The sequence below is a fragment of the Methylobacterium sp. Leaf102 genome, assembly GCF_001422425.1.
GTDB lineage: Bacteria > Pseudomonadota > Alphaproteobacteria > Rhizobiales > Beijerinckiaceae > Methylobacterium.
The window spans coordinates 86,941-103,574 of sequence record NZ_LMMX01000002.1; the positions used below are offsets into that span (position 1 = coordinate 86,941).

A 16,634-nucleotide genomic window follows, 5' to 3' on the forward strand; every position below is an offset into this window, starting at 1 on the left:
GCATGACCTCCACGCCCCCGCCGAACCGCCCCCGCGCCTTCCGCATCCCCGCCGCTGAACCGGCAGGGGTGGCCGAGGGCTTCGTGCCGCCCTCGGCTTCGCCTGCCCAAGTCCGCATCGTCGAGGAGCCGTTCGAGATCGTCGAGGCCGCCGACGGCACGCCGGTTCCGGTGGCGCCGAAATCCCGCGCGCCGTGGCTGTCGATGCTGCTCGTGGCGCTGGGCGGCCTCGTGTCGCTCGGCGTCGGCCTCTCCGTCGAGCGCCTCATCGCCGACCTGTTCAGCGCCGCTCCGTGGCTCGGCGCCGTCGCGCTGGTTCTCCTCGGAGTCGCCGCCCTCGGCCTTCTGGGACTCGTCGTGCGGGAGCTGTCCGGGATCTGGCGCGAGCGGCAGATCGAGCGTCTGCGGGCCAGAGCCGTCGAGGCGCTCGCCGCCCGCGACCACAGCGCGGCTCAGGCGGTGGTGCGGGATCTCAGCGCCCTCTATGCCGGACGGGCGGCCCTGGCGGCCGGGCGGACCCGCCTCGACACCCTGGGCGACGCCATCCTCGACGTCGACGACCGCCTCGGGCTCGCCGAACACGAACTTTTGGCCCCCCTCGACCGGCAGGCCCGCCAGGCCATCGCGACGGCGGCGAAGCAGGTCTCGGGCGTCACGGCGCTCAGCCCCCGCGCCATCGTCGACGTGGCGTTCGTGATCTTCGCCGCCGTGCGGCTGCTGCGCCGGATCGCCACCATCTACGGCGGGCGCCCCGGCTTCCTCGGCTTCCTGCGGCTCGCCCGCTCGGCGCTGGCCCACCTCACCGTCACGGGCGGCATGGCGGTGGGCGAGAGCATGATCCAGCAGGCCCTCGGGCTGGGGTTGGCGGCGAAGGTCTCGGCCAAGCTCGGGGAGGGTGTGCTCAACGGCCTGATGACCGCCCGGTTCGGCCTCGCGGCCCTCGCGGTCTGCCGGCCCCTGCCGTTCGTACGCGAGGCGGCGCCGCGCCTGTCCGACGTGGCGGGCTCCCTGTTCAAGTCCGCCGAGGCGGCGGAGGAGGGCGGCGTCAGAGGGTCTTCATGAACCCGGCGAGGCGCATCAGGCCCTCCGGCCAGGGGCCATGGCCCGAGGCCACGTTGATGTGGCCGGATTCGCCCGCATCCACCACGACGGCGCCCCACGCATAGGCGAAATCCTCGGCCCGCTCGTAGGTGCAGTAGGGATCGTTGCGGCTCGCCACCACCAGGGACGGGAAGGGCAGGGGATCGCGCGGCACCGGCGCGAAGGCGGTGACGCTCGCCGGCAGGTTCGGCGTGGTCTCGACATCGGGAAACGCCACCAGGATCGCGCCCCGCACCACGCCGGGCGGGAAGTCCGGGGCCGCCTGGACGGCCGCCACCACGCCGAGGCTGTGGGCGATGATGAGGACCGGGCGCGTCGCCTCCGCCACGGCGGCGACGATGCGGGCGCGCCAGGCCGGGGCGTCGGGATGGTGCCAATCGTCCTGCTCGACGATGCGGCCGGTGGACAGGCGCTCGGCCCAGCGGGCCTGCCAGTGGCCGTCTTCGGAGCCGGCATAGCCCGGCAGGATGAGGATGTCGCAATCGCCGATCTTCATGGGCATCGCGATACCGCGTCGGTCCAGACCCGTCGAGCCTTCACGGCCCGTCGCACAGGGGATCGGCGAAGGCATCGACGGCCGCCCCGGCGAGGTTGGCCCCCGCGAGCCGATCCCCCGCCGAGGCCGCATGGGCCCGGACCGCCCCGGGGAGGGCGGCCGTGCGGGCGGCCCGCTCGCGCGCCAGGGCGAAGGCCTCGGCCAAGGGAATTGCCCGGAACTGGATCGCTTCGCCCGGCCGGCGCTGGGCGACTCTTCGAAGATCGGCCGAGATCACCGTGGCGATCTTCGGGTAGCCGCCGGTGGTCTGCCGATCGGCCATGAGCACGATGGGCCGGCCGCTGCCCGGCACCTGCACGGAGCCCATCACAGTGGCGTCCGAGACGATGTTGTAACCGTGCGGTCCGTGGGCGAGGGCGGGCCCATCGAGGTGGATGCCCATCCGGTCGGCCCGATGGGAGACGGCGAAGGCCGCATCGGTGAACAGCGCGACGGCTTCGGGGGTGAACCGATCCGCCTGCGGACCGAGAACCACCCGCACGGGGGCATCCGTTTCGAGGGGCAGGGGATCCAAGGATCCCGGGATGCCGAACGACCCCGGTTCACCGCGGGACGCATTCTCGCCGTCGATGACGTCACCGGTGCGCAGGCCACGGCCATGGAGACCGCCGAGGCCGGCGCGCTGGTGGAGGGCGGCACTGCCGAGGATCGACGGCACGGCGAACCCGCCCGCGCAGGCGAGATAGGCGAACACGCCCCGGCGCGCCACCTCGATGGCGAGGGTGGAGCCCTCGCTCAGGGGAAACGCCCGATGGTCGGGCACCGGCACGCCGTCGACCCGCAGGGCGCAGGGCGCGCCGGCGAGCGCCATCCAAAGGTCGCCGCCCTCCAGGCGGAAGCGCCCGCCGCCCAAGCCGAGTTCGAGGGCGACGATCCCCAACGCGTTGCCCACGAGGGCGTTGGCCGCTGCCAGCGCCAGCCTGTCCATGGGACCGGAGCCGGACAAGCCCTGGCGCTGGTAGCCGCGCCGGCCACCATCCTGGAAACTCGAGGCGCCCGTGCAGGCCTCGACGACCAGACGGGCGCTCACCGCTCCACCTCGGCCACGGGTTCGCCGGCCGCCGCCGCACGGTCGAGTTCGTCCCAGCGGGTGGGGTCGGTTGGCTCGAACCGGATGCCGTCGCCAGGCTCGAACAGGAACACCGGATCGCGCCCCGGCAGGAAGGCACGCACGGGCGTGCGACCGAGGAGGTGCCATCCGCTCGGCGCCGCGATGCTGGCGACGAGGGCCTGGGCGCCACCGATGGAGATGGTGCCCGCCGGCGTCGTCGGGCGCGGGCTCGCGCGGCGCGACAGGGCGAGGCTCGGGTCGAGACCGTCGAGATAGGCGTAGCCCGGCAGGAACCCGATCATCACCACCCGGTACTCGGGCGCGGCATGCCGCTCGACCACGGCGGACAGGCACAAGCCGTGCTGCGCGGCCACGGCGTCGAGGTCGATCCCGAACGCCCCGCCATAGACGACGGGCACGCGCCAGACCCGGGCGGGTGGTCGAATGGGCGCGGGACGTCCGGCCAGATCGAGCAGGGCCGTCTCCAGACTGGCAGGATCCACAGCGAGCGGGTCGAGGTGGATCGTCAGCGACCGGTAGGTTGGCACCGTCTCGACGATGCCGGGCAGGTCCGCGGCCTGTACTCGGGCGTCGAGGGCGAGCACCGCCGCGTTGAGGACTGGATCGATGCGGTCACCGAACTCGACGGTCAGGGCCGTATCGCCGCACCAGAGCAGGCGGATCGCCGGAGGAGTCACGGGTCCACAGCCTCACGCACCGGGGGATCGTCTCAAACGATAGCGGGGTGGCGCCCTTGCGGACACCACCCCGGCCATCGACCTTCGAGGCGAACGCGGGTCAGTGCGGACGTGTTGCCGACCCTTCGCGGGAGGCGGAGGACTCGTTGGACGCCGTCGAACCCTCGGGAGCCGTGGCGCGCTGGGCAGCGGCCTGGAGATTCTCGGGGTCGAGGGCGCTGGCAACGAATTCGCGGCCCCGATGGGTCACGTCGCGGGCGTAACGCAAGCCCTGGTCGCGAACCTCGTCGGCCCACGGACCGACGGTCTCGTCCTCGCGGCGCGTGCGCGGCAGGAGCGCGCCGATGAGAAGGCCGGCGGCGAGGCCGACGACGCCGACGAGGAGCGGATTCTCCGTGACGAAATCCTCGACCGCCGAACGGCCGTCGCGGAAACGCTCGGTCCCCCGGTCCGTGAGGTCGCCGATGCGGCGGCGGCCGGTGTCGCGGGCGTCCGAAGCCCAGTCCCGGGCATCGCCGTAGGCTCCGGAGGCCCGGTCGCGCAGATCCTGAGCCGTGTCGCTGACCCGTGCGCGTACGTCCCCGGCGATCCCGGCGGCGCGGTTGGTCAGGTTGTCTGCGGTTTCCAGGGCGGCGTCGCGCAGGTCACCGGCTCGGGACTGCAGGTCGCCGGAGCGAAGGTCGTCGACACCCGACGCGGACGGACGATCGTCGAAGTGGCCGCGGGGCATACCGGCCTTGAGAGCGATGTCGTCGGGCAGGGAGCGGGATTCGTCGCCGGGCTTGGGGGAGTGGGTCATGGCAGGTTCCTCGTAGGGGTTGGCCGCGTCGGCGGCCCGGATCGGATTCAGATCTGGGTTTCCTGGCCGAGATCATTGACGGGATGGCGCGTCGGCAGGTCGGGATCGTAGACCCGGTCGGCACCGGTCTGGACGACGGGGAGGCCGTCATCGGCCTGGCGCACCCGGCGTCGGGCCACCACGGCGGAGGCCGCGTCGGACGACATCCGGTGGAGTAGCCAACCCACGCCGGCAGCGATGAGCAGGACCGGCACGGGGTTGCGGCGCACGGCGTCGAGGGCGCCGTCGTAGACCCCGCTCAGGGGCGTGCGGCGCGCGTTGCCGAGCATCTCGTCGACGATGCTCGACACCGAGAGCCTTTCCTGGATCTGGTCGATGGTCTGGTCGAGGCGGGCCCGGCTCGCCTCGATGTCCTTCTCGAGTTCGTTCAACGATCCGCTCATCCGGAGACCCTTTCAGACAACGCACGGGCATCCTGCCGAACCTGACGCGAGGTCCGCACGGGAGCGAGGGTCGAGAGCGACATGGCGTTCCGGCCGACGAGGGCGAGGACCACCGCGACGACGAGGAGCACGCCGCCGACGATGAGCGCGGCCAGCGCTTCCGAATGCACCACCGTGGCGAGCCATTTCACCAGGGCGTCCACGAGGACGAACAGGGCGACGACGCCGAACACGGCGGCACCGACGAGGAGCCCGAGCCCGACGAAGAGCGAGCGCACGTTGCTCGTCATCTCGTTGCGGAAGAGGGCGATTTCCTTGCGGGCGAGTTCATTGGTCTCGCGCAGAGCGTCGCCGATGAGGCCCTGGATGCTGGAATTGGGTCCGTTCGACATGCGCGCCGCCTCAGACGCCATGATCGCGCTGAAGCCCGGGGGCGGGCACGTCGCGGAGCGTTCCGCCACGAAGCGAGCCGTCCCGGATCGGCGCATCGCGCAAACCGAGGTCGCGATCGAGATCACGCACCGCCGACACGCTCGACGACTTGATGAAGCGCGCCACCACGAAGCCGGTCACGAAGGTGGCGACCGCGACGGCCACGGGCGCGCGACGGGCCAGCGCCTCGGCGTCCTCGTAGAATTCCGAGAAGCTCTTGTTCTCGATCTGCGTGCCGAGGTGCTCGAGGCCCTCCGCCGCGCTGTCGAAGAAGGCACGGATGTTGGGACGGTCCTCGAAGGTCTTGCTCGAATCCCGCACGGTCCGGGCGAGGTCGTTGACCGACTGGGCGGCGTCGCCCTTGCGGCGCTCGACATACTCTTCCGCGTGTCCGCGCGCGGCGGACACGAAGCCGCGGCCGCGTTCCACCGCCACGTCGGCGATCCCCTCGACATCGCCGCGCAGGGCCTTCCAATCCGCCGTCTCGCGCGTCGCGGCGGACTCGGCGCCGAGCGGTCCTGTGGCGGGCGATCCTGTGGGTTGATTGATGGTCACGGTATTACTCCTCGGCGCTGATCGATGCGCTGTTGCCGCAGTTCAACAGCGTGTGCGGAGACAGGGTTCCGAACGGCCGCGGCGGGCGTGTCAGTCCGTGTTCAGCTCGATTCGCCTAGGTTAGGGAAAGCTCGGCCGGAGGGCATGACAGTGGCGATAGTTCCGAACGTGGGAGTGGGGGGTCGACCGGTCTGGCCTAAGCCGGCCGGCTTGCGTATTTTGCCGTGAGGCCGGGTTGAGTGCCCCTTGACCGCACCAGTCTTAACGCGCTTGGCTGCGAGCAACGGATCGCGCTCGGCTTCCGCGCGTTCACCCACTGTATCAGTCTGAGCGCGCGCGATTCCCGCGCAGCGCCCTGAGGACCGGAGCCGGCTTCGTGGCACGTCTCGTCATCGTATCGAACCGCGTTGCAGTCCCCGAGGATGGGGGCAAGGCCGTGGCGGCCGGTGGTCTCGCCGTTGCCGTCAAGGAGGCCTTCACGGCCTATGAAGGTCTCTGGTTCGGCTGGAGCGGCAACGTCGTCGAGAATCCCTCGACGGAGCCGACTCTGATCGACCGGGGGCGGGTGCAATACGCCGTCGTCGATCTCTCGCCCCAGGACCACCGGGAGTATTACAGCGGGTTCGCCAACCGCGCCCTGTGGCCGATCATGCATTACCGGCTCGGCCTCGGCGCCTTCTCCCGATCGGACTATGCCGGCTACCAGCGCGTCAACCGGATCTTCGCCCGGGCGCTCGCCGACCTGATCCAGCCCGACGACATCATCTGGGTGCACGATTACCACCTGCTGCCGCTCGCCTCCGAGCTGCGCGGCCTCGGCATCGCCAACCCCATCGGGTATTTCCACCACATCCCGTGGCCGGCGGCGGACGTGTTCAACACCCTGCCGGCGAGCAACGACCTCCTGCGCGGCATCGCCGATTACGACCTCATCGGCCTGCAGACAGACCCCGACGTCCACAACCTCACCCGCAACCTCATCGACGAGCTGCGCGCCATTCCCCTCGGCGGCGGCTCGCTGATGGTGGACGGACGCCGGACCCGTATACGCAGCTTCCCCATCGGCATCGATGTGGCGGGCTTCAAGGAAGCGGCGGAGAATGCCGGCGCCAACCGCACCGTGCGCGAGACCATGGCGGGCCTGCGCACCCGCAAGCTCCTCATCGGCGTCGACCGCCTCGATTATTCCAAGGGCGTGCCTGAACGCATGGAGGCGGTGGAGCGCTTCTTCGCCTCGAACCCGGACCAGCGCGGCAACGTCGTCTACATCCAGATCACGCCGAAATCGCGCACGGAGGTCCCCGAGTACGAGGATCTCAGCCGCGAGGTGAACGAGACCGTCGGCGAGATCAACGGGGCGCTCGGCGAACCGAACTGGACCCCGATCCAGTACGTCACCAAGGCCTATCCGAGGCCGGTGCTCGCCGGTCTCTACCGCGCCGCCCGCGTCGGTCTCGTCACGCCGATGCGCGATGGCATGAACCTCGTCGCCAAGGAGTACGTGGTCGCCCAGTCCGACGAGGATCCGGGCGTGCTGGTCCTGTCGAAGTTCGCCGGCGCCGCGCGGCAGCTGCCGGAAGCGCTGCTCGTCAATCCCTACGACCGGTTCGAGGTGGCCGAGGCCATCCGTACGGCCCTCTACATGCCGCGCGGCGAACGCCTGGAGCGGTGGAAGCCGATGGTCGAGCGCATGACGCGCGAGGACGTCGACTGGTGGGCGCGCAACTTCATGACCGAGCTGGAGAATTTTCGCAGCGTGGAGCGTGAGCCGACCCGCACGGCGGCCGCTGCAGAATAAGCCTTGCAGGCCCCCATGACGAGCGGCTGCCGCTCGTCTGGCTCTCCCTATCCCGGACGTTTCTGTGACTGACAGCATGATCGGCCGCGACGACGGCGTGCCTGCGCCGCTCGGGGCCCACTTCGACGGCCGCGGCGTCAACTTCGCGCTGTTCTCCCAGAATGCCACCGCCGTTGACCTGTGCCTGTTCGAGCCGGGCGAGCGGCTCGAGACGCGTCGTATCCGGCTCCCCTGCCGCACGGAAGATGTCTGGCACGGGCACCTGCGCGGGGTGTTTCCCGGGCAGCTCTACGGCTACCGCGTGCATGGACCGTGGGACCCGGCGCGTGGGCACCGGTTCAATCCGGCGAAACTCCTCCTCGACCCCTACGCCCGCGAGATCCAGGGCCGTATCCGCTGGCACGACGCCCTCTACGGCCACCGCCGCGGTCTCCTGCGCGAGGACCAGATCGATCGGCGCGACAGTGCCGCCTACATGCCGCGCGGCGTCGTCACCGCGCCGGAGGTGCCCGACCTCGCCATCCACCCCGTGCGCCGGCCCGTGTCGCAGACGGTGATCTACGAGGCCCACGTCAAGGCGCTGACGCAGCTCCACCCCGACGTTCCCGAGGCCGCGCGCGGCACCTACGCCGCCCTGGCCCATCCGGCGATCATCGAGCACCTGCTGAAGCTCGGCGTCACCGCCGTCGAGCTCCTGCCGATCCAGGCCTTCGCCGACGACCGCTTCCTCGTCGACAAGGGGCTGGTGAATTTCTGGGGCTACTCGCCGCTCAACTACTTCGCCCCCGATCCGCGCTATCGCGGGCCGGCCGGGATCGGCGGCCTCAAGGCGGCGATCCGCGAATTGGCCGCGGCCGAGATCGAAGTGTTCCTCGACGTGGTCTACAACCACACGGCCGAGGCCGACCATTCCGGCCCGACCCTGTCGTTCCGCGGCATCGACAACGCGAGCTACTACAAGCTCGACCCATCCAACCCGCGCCGGGAGATCGACTGCACCGGCTGCGGCAACACCCTCGACCTCGACCATCCCCGGGTGATGCAGCTCACCCTCGATTCCCTGCGCCACTGGGTGACGGCCTACGGCGTCGCCGGCTTCCGCTTCGACCTCGCCACCAGTCTCGGGCGCGTACCGCACGATTTCTCGGCGAAGGCCGCCTTCTTCCAGGCCGTGGCCCAGGATCCGGTCCTCTCGCGGGTCAAGATGATCGCCGAGCCGTGGGACATCGGCCAGGGCGGGTACCAGCTCGGCGCCTATCCCCGCGGCTGGAGCGAGTGGAACGACCAGTTCCGTGACAGCGTGCGCGGGTTCTGGCGCGGCGACCCGGGCGTGCTGTCGAAGGTCACGCAGGGGTTGTCGGGCTCCCGCGAGATCTTTGCCGCCTCCGGCCGCACGCCGCTGGCCAGCGTCAACTACGCCGCCTCGCACGACGGTTTCACCCTGGCGGACGTCGTCGCCTACGAGGACAAGCACAACCTCGCCAATGGCGAGGACAACCGCGACGGCCACGGCCACAACCTCACGCGCAATTACGGCGTCGAGGGTCCGAGCGACGATCCCGCGATTCTATCGGTACGCGCCCGCCAGAAGCGCAACATCCTCGCCACGATCTTCCTGGCGCAGGGCGTGCCGATGCTGCTCATGGGCGACGAGCGCTCGCGCAGCCAGAATGGGAACAACAACGCCTACAACCAGGACAACGCCACGAACTGGGTCGATTGGGAGAGCGACCCCGATCCGGCGCTCACGGCCTTCGTCGCGAACCTCACCCGCCTGCGCCGGGAGCAGCCGGCCCTGCGCCGACGCGATTTCCTCACCGGGGGTACCGTCGGTGAGGGCCCGTTGCGCGACGTGCACTGGCTGTCGCCCTGCGGGGCGGAGATGGATGGCGCGGCCTGGGCCGACGACGGCCGCCAGACTTTCGGCATGCAGATCGGCAATGATCTGCCCGATGCCGACCGCCTCCTGCTCCTCGTCAATGCCGCCGAGTCCCCGTGCGATTTCACCCTCGCGCCGATCATCGACGGACCCTGGAGTCTGATGTTCGACACCACACGGGCGACCGGTGCCGTACCCGAAGGGCAGACCCTGTTTCCGGCCGGGGCGCGCGTGCATCTCGAGCCGCGTGCGCTCTATGTCCTGCGGACACGACCGGCGACGTACGGGCGTTAAGGCCACGTCCACTTGGTCGAGGAACCGATCCCGCACCGCACAATTCTCTTGGGGTGGGCGGTTGCCGGAGCGCGGGTCCGCCTTACCTCGAAACGATGGAACCAGAGCGCGGCCCGTAGCCTTTTGAAGGGTCGGCGGCTGCGTCCGCCCGTCGCCCCTCACGTGATCACGAAAGACGAACCGCAATGCGGCGAGCCCATGCGATGGCCTTCGGCGGCGAGGCGGGAAAAGACGGCGTGCGATTCGCCCTCTGGGCCCCCACGGCACAGAGCGTCGCCCTGGTGGTCGATGGGACGGACCACGAGATCCCGGATGCCGGCGAGGGTTGGCGACGCGTCACCCTGCCGGGCGTGAAAGCCGGGGCTCGCTACGGCTACCGGATCGACGACGATCTCGTGGTGCCCGACCCGGCGTCGCGGTTTCAGCCCGACGACGTGTCCGGCCTGAGCGAGGTGATCGACCCGCGCAGCTTCGACTGGAGCGATTCCGACTGGACCGGACGTCCGTGGGAGGAAACCGTCCTCTACGAACTCCATGTCGGCACGGCGACGCGAGAGGGCACCTACGCGGCCCTCGAAGGCAAGCTCGAGGAGCTGCGCGACCTCGGCGTCACCGCCATCGAACTTCTGCCGCTGGCCGACTTCAAGGGCACCCGCAACTGGGGCTACGACGGCGTGCTGCCCTACGCGCCGGACGGTGCCTATGGCCGCCCCGACGATCTCAAGCGCCTTGTCGACAAGGCGCATTCGCTCGGCCTGATGGTCTTCCTCGACGCGGTCTACAACCACTTCGGGCCGGCCGGGAACTACCTCCATGCCTATGCCAAGACGTTCTTCACGGAGCGGCACCAGACGCCGTGGGGTGCGGGCATCAACTTCGACGGCGAGACCAGCGGCCGGACGGTGCGGGACTTCTTCATCGAGAATTCCCTGTACTGGCTCGAAGAGTACCACTTCGATGGCCTGCGCTTCGACGCGGTGCACGCCATCCTCGACGATTCCGAGAAACACTTCATCGGTGAGCTCGCCGAGACCATCCGGGCGCGTCTGCCCGGCCGCCACATCCATCTGGTGCTGGAGAACGAGGCCAATCAGGCCAAGTGGCTGGAGCGCAAGGACGACGGCCAGCCCGTCCAGCACACGGCGCAATGGGCCGACGACCTGCACCATTGCTGGCACGTGCTGCTGACGGGCGAGGAGGCCGGCTACTACGAGAGTTTCGCGGACAAGCCCGTCGCGCATCTCGCCCGCTGCCTGTCGGAGGGCTTCGCCTACCAGGGCGAGCCGTTCCCGACCCTCGACAACCACCCGCGCGGCGAACCCTCGGCGCATCTGCCGCCGTCGGCCTTTGTCACCTTCCTGCAGAACCACGATCAGGTCGGCAACCGGGCCCTCGGCGAGCGCCTGAGCGCGCTCTCGGACCCGGCCAAGCTGGCCCTCGCCCGCGCCGGCCTGCTGCTCAGCCCGCAGATACCGATGCTGTGGATGGGCGAGGAGTGGTCGGCGACGGCGCCGTTCCTGTTCTTCGTCGATTTCGCGCCGGACGAGGAGTTGAACAAGGCCGTCCGCGAGGGCCGGCGGCGCGAGTTCAAGAGCTTCGCGGCGTTCGCGGACGACACCTCGGTGATTCCCGATCCGACGGAGGACAAGACCTTCACGGATTCGCGGATCGACTGGTCGGAGATCGAGCGTGCGCCGCATCGCGGGGTCTGGGCCGACACCCGCAACCTGCTGCAGATCCGGCATCAGACCGTCGTGCCGCTCACCAAGACCGCCTATCGGGGAGCAACGGCTTCCCTGCCGCGTCCGGACGCCGTGGAGTGCACGTGGCGCTACGACGGCGGCTGGCTTCGCTTCGTTGCCAACTTCGGCGACGCGCCGCTCCAGACGGCGCGCGGCGGCGGCCAGATCGTCTGGTGCAACGGCGCCGACGTCGTCACCGGGCAGACCATCGAACTCCCGTCCTGGACGGGCATCTTCCTGACGGGTGTGAACTGATGAGCCGCGACCTCGAACGCCTCGCCGATCTCCTCGGCGTCGCCCCCGGCTACACCGACGCCTTCGGGCAGCCCGTCGAGACGAGCCTGGAGACCCGGGCCGGCATGATCGCCGCCCTCGGCTTCCCGGTGGGCACCGATGCCGAGATCGCCGGGAGTCTCGCGGAAGTGACGGCGGTCCGCGAGGGCCTCGTTCCGTCGCTCCTGCCGGTCGAGGCCCGACGGGCCACGCGGGTACCCCTGCGGGCGTCGTCGGCCGGCACCCTGGCGTGGCGCCTCGTCGACGAGCGCGGCCATCTCCGCGAGGGCCGCGTCGCGGTTTCGGCCTCAGGTGACGCCGGCTTCGAGCTTCCGCCGCTCACGCCCGGCTACCACCGTCTGACCGCGACCCTCGGCGAGCACCGCGCCGAGTCCTGGGTCATCGCCGCGCCGCAGCGCTGCTGGCGTCCGCGCGCCTATGCGGACGAGGGTGCGCGCGATTGGGGGCTCGCGGCCCAGCTCTACGGCCTGCGCTCGCCGGACAACCTCGGCATCGGCTCCTACGCGGATGCCGGGCGGGCCGCCCGCGACGCCGGCCTGCGCGGCGCGTCGTTCCTCGGCCTCAGCCCGGTCCACGCCCTGTTCGCCACCGACCGCACCAAGATCTCGCCTTATTCGCCGTCCTCGCGCCTGTTCCTCGAGACCCTGTTCATCGAGCCCGGTGTTCTGCCGGGCTTCGTCGGCTCGAAGGCGGCCGCCCTCCTCGATTCCATGTCCGCGCGCGTCGAGGCCCTGCGCGAATCGAAGCTCGTCGACCACGCCGGTATCTGGGGCGTGCTTTCGCCGGTGCTCCGCGCCTTGTGGCAGGAATCCGCCGTCCGCGACGGCACCGATGCGCGCTTTGCCGCCTTCCGCACCGCCGGGGGGGCCGATCTCGAAGCCCACGGCACGTTCGAGGCGCTGGCCGAACATTTCCAGGGCCAGGGCGCCCAATGGCTCGGCGATTGGCCGGAAGAGTTCCAGCGCAACGGCACCGAGGCCGTGCGGGCCTTCGCGGTCGAGCACGCCGAGGCCGTGACCTATCACGTGTGGCTCCAGTACCTCGCCGACCGGCAGCTCGAAGAGGCATCCGAGATCGCGCTGGGCACCGGCATGCGTCTCGGCCTCTACCGCGACCTCGCCGTGGGAGCCGATCGCGGCGGGTCCGAGATCTGGTCCCACCCGGAGCGCTTCGCCAACGGCGTCTCCATCGGCGCCCCGCCCGACCTGCTCGCCCCGAAGGGCCAGGATTGGGGCCTCCCGGCCTTCCATCCGCTGGAACTGGAGCGGGACGGGCTCGCCGCCTTCCGGGCGCTGGTCCAGGCGAACATGCGCCACGCCGGTGCCATCCGCATCGACCACGCGTTCCAGCTCGCCCGCCTGTTCCTGATCCCGCTGGGCGCCACGGCCCAGGCCGGCGCCTACGTGGCGATGCCGTTCGAGCCGATGCTGGCCGTGCTGCGCCTCGAGAGCCACCGGGCGAAGTGCCTCGTCATCGCCGAGGATCTCGGCACGGCGCCCGAGGGCTTCTCCGATGCCCTGATGCAGGCCGGAATCCTGAGCTACCGCATCCTCGCCTTCGAGCGCGAGCAGGGCGCCCGCTTCAAGCCGCCGGCCGCCTACCCGCGCGAGGCACTGACGGCCATCACCACCCACGACCTGCCGACCTTCCTCGGCTGGTGGCGCGGCGTCGACACCGACACCCGTCAAGCGCTCGGCCTCTACGATTCCGAGCGCGCCGACGCCGAGCGGCGCGAGCGCGTCGACGAGCGCACCCGCCTCACCGAGGCGTTGGCCGCCGAGCAGTTGCTGCCGAGCTACGATCCGCCGGAAGCCGCGCCCTTGGAGGCCGCCGCGCGCTACCTCGCCCGCGCGCCGTCGATGCTGACCGCCGTGCAGTACGAGGACGTGGTCTCCGAACTGTCTCAGGCCAACGTGCCGGGCTCGACGGAGGGCTACCCGAACTGGCGGCGCAAGCTCGACCGGACCCTCGAGGCCATCGCGGCCCCGGGCGGGCCGCTGGCCAAGCTCGCCGCCTCCCTGGCGGCCGAGGAACGCGGGCCGCGCTCGGGTGCCGCGCGCCTCGCCTCGGCCCCGCCGCGCGCCACCTATCGCCTGCAGTTCCACAAGGACTTCACCTTCGCGGACGCGGAAAAGATCGTTCCGTACCTGGCGAAGCTCGGCATCAGCCACGTCTACGCCTCGCCGATCCAGAAGGCACGGCCGGGCTCGACCCACGGCTACGACATCGTCGATCACGCCACCATCAACCCGGAGCTCGGCGGGGAAGAAGGCTTCGTGCGCTTCTCCGAGACCCTGCACGCGGCCGGACTGAAGCTGCTCCTCGACATCGTTCCGAACCACATGGGCGTCGGCGGGGCCGACAATCCGTGGTGGCTCTCGGTGCTCGAATGGGGCGGCCTGTCGCCCCACGCGGACGCGTTCGACATCGACTGGTCGCGCCTCGGCGCGAACAACAAGCTCGTGGTGCCGTTCCTCGGCGACCGCTACGGCGAGGCCCTGGAGAAGGGTACGCTCGAACTCAAGTTCGACCCGCAGAAAGGCGCCTTTAGCGTCTGGCACTACGAGCACGAATTCCCGATCTGCCCGCAGCAATATCCGACCATCCTCAACCGCTCGCTGGCGGCGCTGGGCGACATCGAGGACGCTGCGGCCCTCGAAGTGCTGGGGATCTCCGAACGCCTGCGCCTCATGGGCGAGGAGACCAATGCGGAACGCCGCATGGCTTTCCCGGCCGAGGCCGAGGACCTGAAGGAGCGCCTCGTCGAAGCGGTGGCGGCGTCGCCCGCCATCGCGGAGGCCATCGGGCGGACCCTTCGCCTGTTGAACGGCGCCAAGGGCCATCCCGACAGCTTCGGGCCCCTGCACCGCCTGCTGGAACAGCAATCCTACCGGCTCGCCCATTGGCGGGTGGCGGCGAGCGACATCAACTATCGCCGGTTCTTCGACGTGAACGGGCTCGCGGGCCTGCGCGTCGAGAAGTCGGATGTGTTCCAGCGTTCGCACGAGACGGTGTTCCGCCACATCCGCGAGGGCCGCATCGACGGGCTGCGCATCGACCACATCGACGGTCTCGCCGATCCGCAGGGCTACGCCCGCGCCCTGCAGGCCGCCGTCGGCCCCGGCTTCTACGTCGTCGTGGAGAAGATTCTGGAGCCCGGCGAGCGCCTGCGGCCATGGCCCGTCGCCGGCACCACCGGCTACGACGTGCTGAACCAGCTCGACGGCATCCTGGTCGACAAGGGCAAGCAAGCGGCGATCCGCGACCTCTACGAGGCGCGCACGCATTTCGACGAGCCCTACAAGTTCCAGCTTCGCGCGGCCAAGGCCGAGATCCTGGAGATCAGCTTCGCTTCGGAACTCGAGGTGATGACCTCCGACCTCAAGGCCGTGGCCGATGCCGACAGGCGCACCCGCGACTTTTCGGTGAACGCCATCCGTCGGGCGCTCATCGAGATCATCGCGCGTTTCCCCACCTATCGCAGCTATCTGCCGGGTGACCTCGACGAGAGCGACGTCGAGGACGAGGATGTCCGCCTCATCGAGAACGCGGTGAAGAAGGCCAAGCGCTGGAGCGCCCTGCCGGACCGCTCCGTGCACGACTTCGCCGCCGACGCCATGCTGGGCCGCATCGACGTCACCGGACCGGGCCGCCCCGATCCGGCGGTGATCCTGCGCTTCCGCCGCCGCTTCCAGCAGCTCACCGGCCCGGTGATGGCGAAGAGCCTGGAGGACACGCTGTTCTACCGCTTCTCCGAATTGCTGGCGCTGAACGAGGTCGGCGGCGATCCGGGCGAGTACGGCATCGACGCGGAGCATTTCCACGCCCTCCAGGCGGCCCGGGCCCGCGACTGGCCCAACGCCATGATCGCGACGGCGACGCACGACACCAAGCGGGGCGAGGACGCCCGCTCGCGCCTGCTCGCCCTCTCGGAGATGCCCGGGGACTGGGCCGAGGCCTGGACCACGTGGCGGGAATTGGCCGGGCCGCACCTCACCACCATCGACGGCGAGGCGGTGCCGGATGCCAACGACCAGTGGATGTTCTTCCAGGCGATACTGGGCGCGTGGCCGCTGGAATTGCTCGACGACGACGAGCCCGCGGCCATCGAGGATTTCCGCACGCGCCTCGACGCCTATTCCGAAAAAGCCCTGCGCGAGGCGAAGCGCCGGTCGAGCTGGGTCAACGTCGACGAATCCTACGAGGGCGCCGTCCACGCCCTCTTCGCCAAGCTCGTGGTCCCGGGCTCGGAGTTCCTGGCGCGGATGCGGCCCTTCGCCAAGCGTCTGGCGCATCTCGGCATGATCGCGGGCCTCGGCCGCACGGTGCTGAAAGCGACCCTGCCGGGCCTGCCCGACACCTACCAGGGCACGGAGTTCTGGGACTTCTCGTTCGTCGATCCCGACAATCGTCGCCCGGTGGACTATCCGGCGCTGGCCCGGTCCCTCGAACAGGGCGGCGACGTCGCCGACCTCCTGGCGCATTGGAGCGACGGACGGGTGAAGCAGGCGACCCTCGCCCGATTGCTCGCCGACCGCACCGAGCGGCCGGCCTTCTACGCCGAGGCGGACTACCAGGTCGTGGTGCCGACCGGCGGGCGCGCCGCCCATGTCATCGCGTTCACACGTTCGGATGCGACGAGTGGCGCGGGCGACCTTCTGGTGGCCGTGCCGCGCCTCGTTTCCGACCTCGTCGGGGATGCGGTGTGGAGCGGGGCGGGGTTCGCTGGAACATACCTGCCGGTGATGGCTGAAAGTGCCTGGATCGACCTCGTCACCGGGGAGACCGCCGAGGCGACGGACGGACGAATCGAACTCGACCGCCTGTTCGCGCGTCTGCCCTACGCGGTCCTGAAGCGGACGGCTTAAACGCCTTTCACAACCCTCCCCCCTGCGGGGGAGGGTTCCTGCGGAGCAGGCGGGAGAGGGGACGCCCCCTCCGGACACCGCGCTCCCCTCTCCCGACCCGCTTCGCGGGCCACCCTCTCCCGCAG

12 protein-coding genes are annotated in these 16,634 nt (G+C 70.3%); 5 read left to right on the forward strand and 7 right to left on the reverse strand.

What is annotated here, in order from left to right; translation table 11 throughout:
* Nucleotides 1-2 precede the first annotated feature (2 nt).
* A complete protein-coding gene (locus ASF27_RS04245; protein ID WP_056358015.1) occupies nt 3-1,061 on the forward strand; it encodes a TIGR01620 family protein in 1,059 nt (352 codons plus the stop codon).
* On the opposite strand, the gene ASF27_RS04250 is transcribed toward ASF27_RS04245, so the two are convergent.
* From ASF27_RS04250 to ASF27_RS04280, 7 genes are all read right to left on the reverse strand, one after another.
* Nucleotides 1,045-1,596: an alpha/beta hydrolase gene (locus tag ASF27_RS04250; protein ID WP_056358019.1), complete on the reverse strand. Its 552-nt coding sequence runs from the start codon at nt 1,594-1,596 to the stop codon at nt 1,045-1,047. The genes ASF27_RS04245 and ASF27_RS04250 overlap by 17 nt on opposite strands.
* A gap of 40 nt (nt 1,597-1,636) precedes the next feature.
* On the reverse strand, nt 1,637-2,686 hold the full coding sequence (locus ASF27_RS04255) for a biotin-dependent carboxyltransferase family protein (RefSeq protein WP_056358021.1): 1,050 nt from the start codon (nt 2,684-2,686) through the stop codon (nt 1,637-1,639).
* The gene (gene pxpB / locus ASF27_RS04260) at nt 2,683-3,405 is read right to left on the reverse strand and encodes a 5-oxoprolinase subunit PxpB (protein ID WP_056358023.1); all 723 of its coding nucleotides are present in this window, start codon (nt 3,403-3,405) and stop codon (nt 2,683-2,685) included. The genes ASF27_RS04255 and pxpB overlap by 4 nt, the downstream gene beginning before the upstream one ends.
* 100 nt (nt 3,406-3,505) lie before the next feature.
* Entirely contained in the window at nt 3,506-4,204 is a 699-nt protein-coding gene (locus tag ASF27_RS04265; RefSeq protein ID WP_082478810.1) for a hypothetical protein, read from the reverse strand.
* Between the two features lie 47 nt (nt 4,205-4,251).
* Nucleotides 4,252-4,647, reverse strand: coding sequence for a DUF3618 domain-containing protein (locus tag ASF27_RS04270; protein WP_056358028.1), 396 nt, complete (start codon nt 4,645-4,647; stop codon nt 4,252-4,254).
* Complete coding sequence (locus ASF27_RS04275) at nt 4,644-5,039, reverse strand: phage holin family protein (RefSeq protein WP_056174762.1); 396 nt, start codon at nt 5,037-5,039, stop codon at nt 4,644-4,646. Before ASF27_RS04275 ends, ASF27_RS04270 begins: the two co-directional genes overlap by 4 nt.
* A 10-nt stretch (nt 5,040-5,049) precedes the next feature.
* Nucleotides 5,050-5,628, reverse strand: a complete 579-nt coding sequence (locus ASF27_RS04280; RefSeq protein ID WP_244480925.1) for a hypothetical protein — start codon at nt 5,626-5,628, stop codon at nt 5,050-5,052.
* A gap of 382 nt (nt 5,629-6,010) precedes the next feature.
* Between ASF27_RS04280 and ASF27_RS04285 the strand changes: the two genes are divergently transcribed.
* The 4 genes from ASF27_RS04285 to ASF27_RS04300 all read left to right on the forward strand — a co-directional run bounded on the left by ASF27_RS04285 (nt 6,011) and on the right by ASF27_RS04300 (nt 16,509).
* Nucleotides 6,011-7,432, forward strand: coding sequence for a trehalose-6-phosphate synthase (locus tag ASF27_RS04285; RefSeq protein WP_056174763.1), 1,422 nt, complete (start codon nt 6,011-6,013; stop codon nt 7,430-7,432).
* Between the two features lie 76 nt (nt 7,433-7,508).
* Nucleotides 7,509-9,605: a glycogen debranching protein GlgX gene (gene glgX, locus ASF27_RS04290; protein WP_056358031.1), complete on the forward strand. Its 2,097-nt coding sequence runs from the start codon at nt 7,509-7,511 to the stop codon at nt 9,603-9,605.
* Nucleotides 9,606-9,790: 185 nt separating this feature from the next.
* Complete coding sequence (treZ, locus tag ASF27_RS04295) at nt 9,791-11,602, forward strand: malto-oligosyltrehalose trehalohydrolase (RefSeq protein ID WP_056358034.1); 1,812 nt, start codon at nt 9,791-9,793, stop codon at nt 11,600-11,602.
* On the forward strand, nt 11,602-16,509 hold the full coding sequence (locus ASF27_RS04300; RefSeq protein ID WP_056358037.1) for a malto-oligosyltrehalose synthase: 4,908 nt from the start codon (nt 11,602-11,604) through the stop codon (nt 16,507-16,509). Before treZ ends, ASF27_RS04300 begins: the two co-directional genes overlap by 1 nt.
* Nucleotides 16,510-16,634 lie beyond the last annotated feature (125 nt).

Excerpts from the sequence above, each read along its gene's own strand:
- ASF27_RS04275 (WP_056174762.1), bottom strand. The coding sequence starts at position 5,039 with ATGTCGAACGGACCCAATTCCAGCATCCAGGGCCTCATCGGCGACGCT.
- ASF27_RS04270 (WP_056358028.1), bottom strand. The coding sequence starts at position 4,647 with ATGAGCGGATCGTTGAACGAACTCGAGAAGGACATCGAGGCGAGCCGG.
- ASF27_RS04265 (WP_082478810.1), bottom strand. The coding sequence starts at position 4,204 with ATGACCCACTCCCCCAAGCCCGGCGACGAATCCCGCTCCCTGCCCGAC.
- treZ (WP_056358034.1), top strand. The coding sequence starts at position 9,791 with ATGCGGCGAGCCCATGCGATGGCCTTCGGCGGCGAGGCGGGAAAAGAC.
- ASF27_RS04300 (WP_056358037.1), top strand. The coding sequence starts at position 11,602 with ATGAGCCGCGACCTCGAACGCCTCGCCGATCTCCTCGGCGTCGCCCCC.
- ASF27_RS04250 (WP_056358019.1), bottom strand. The coding sequence starts at position 1,596 with ATGAAGATCGGCGATTGCGACATCCTCATCCTGCCGGGCTATGCCGGC.
- ASF27_RS04245 (WP_056358015.1), top strand. The coding sequence starts at position 3 with ATGACCTCCACGCCCCCGCCGAACCGCCCCCGCGCCTTCCGCATCCCC.
- glgX (WP_056358031.1), top strand. The coding sequence starts at position 7,509 with ATGATCGGCCGCGACGACGGCGTGCCTGCGCCGCTCGGGGCCCACTTC.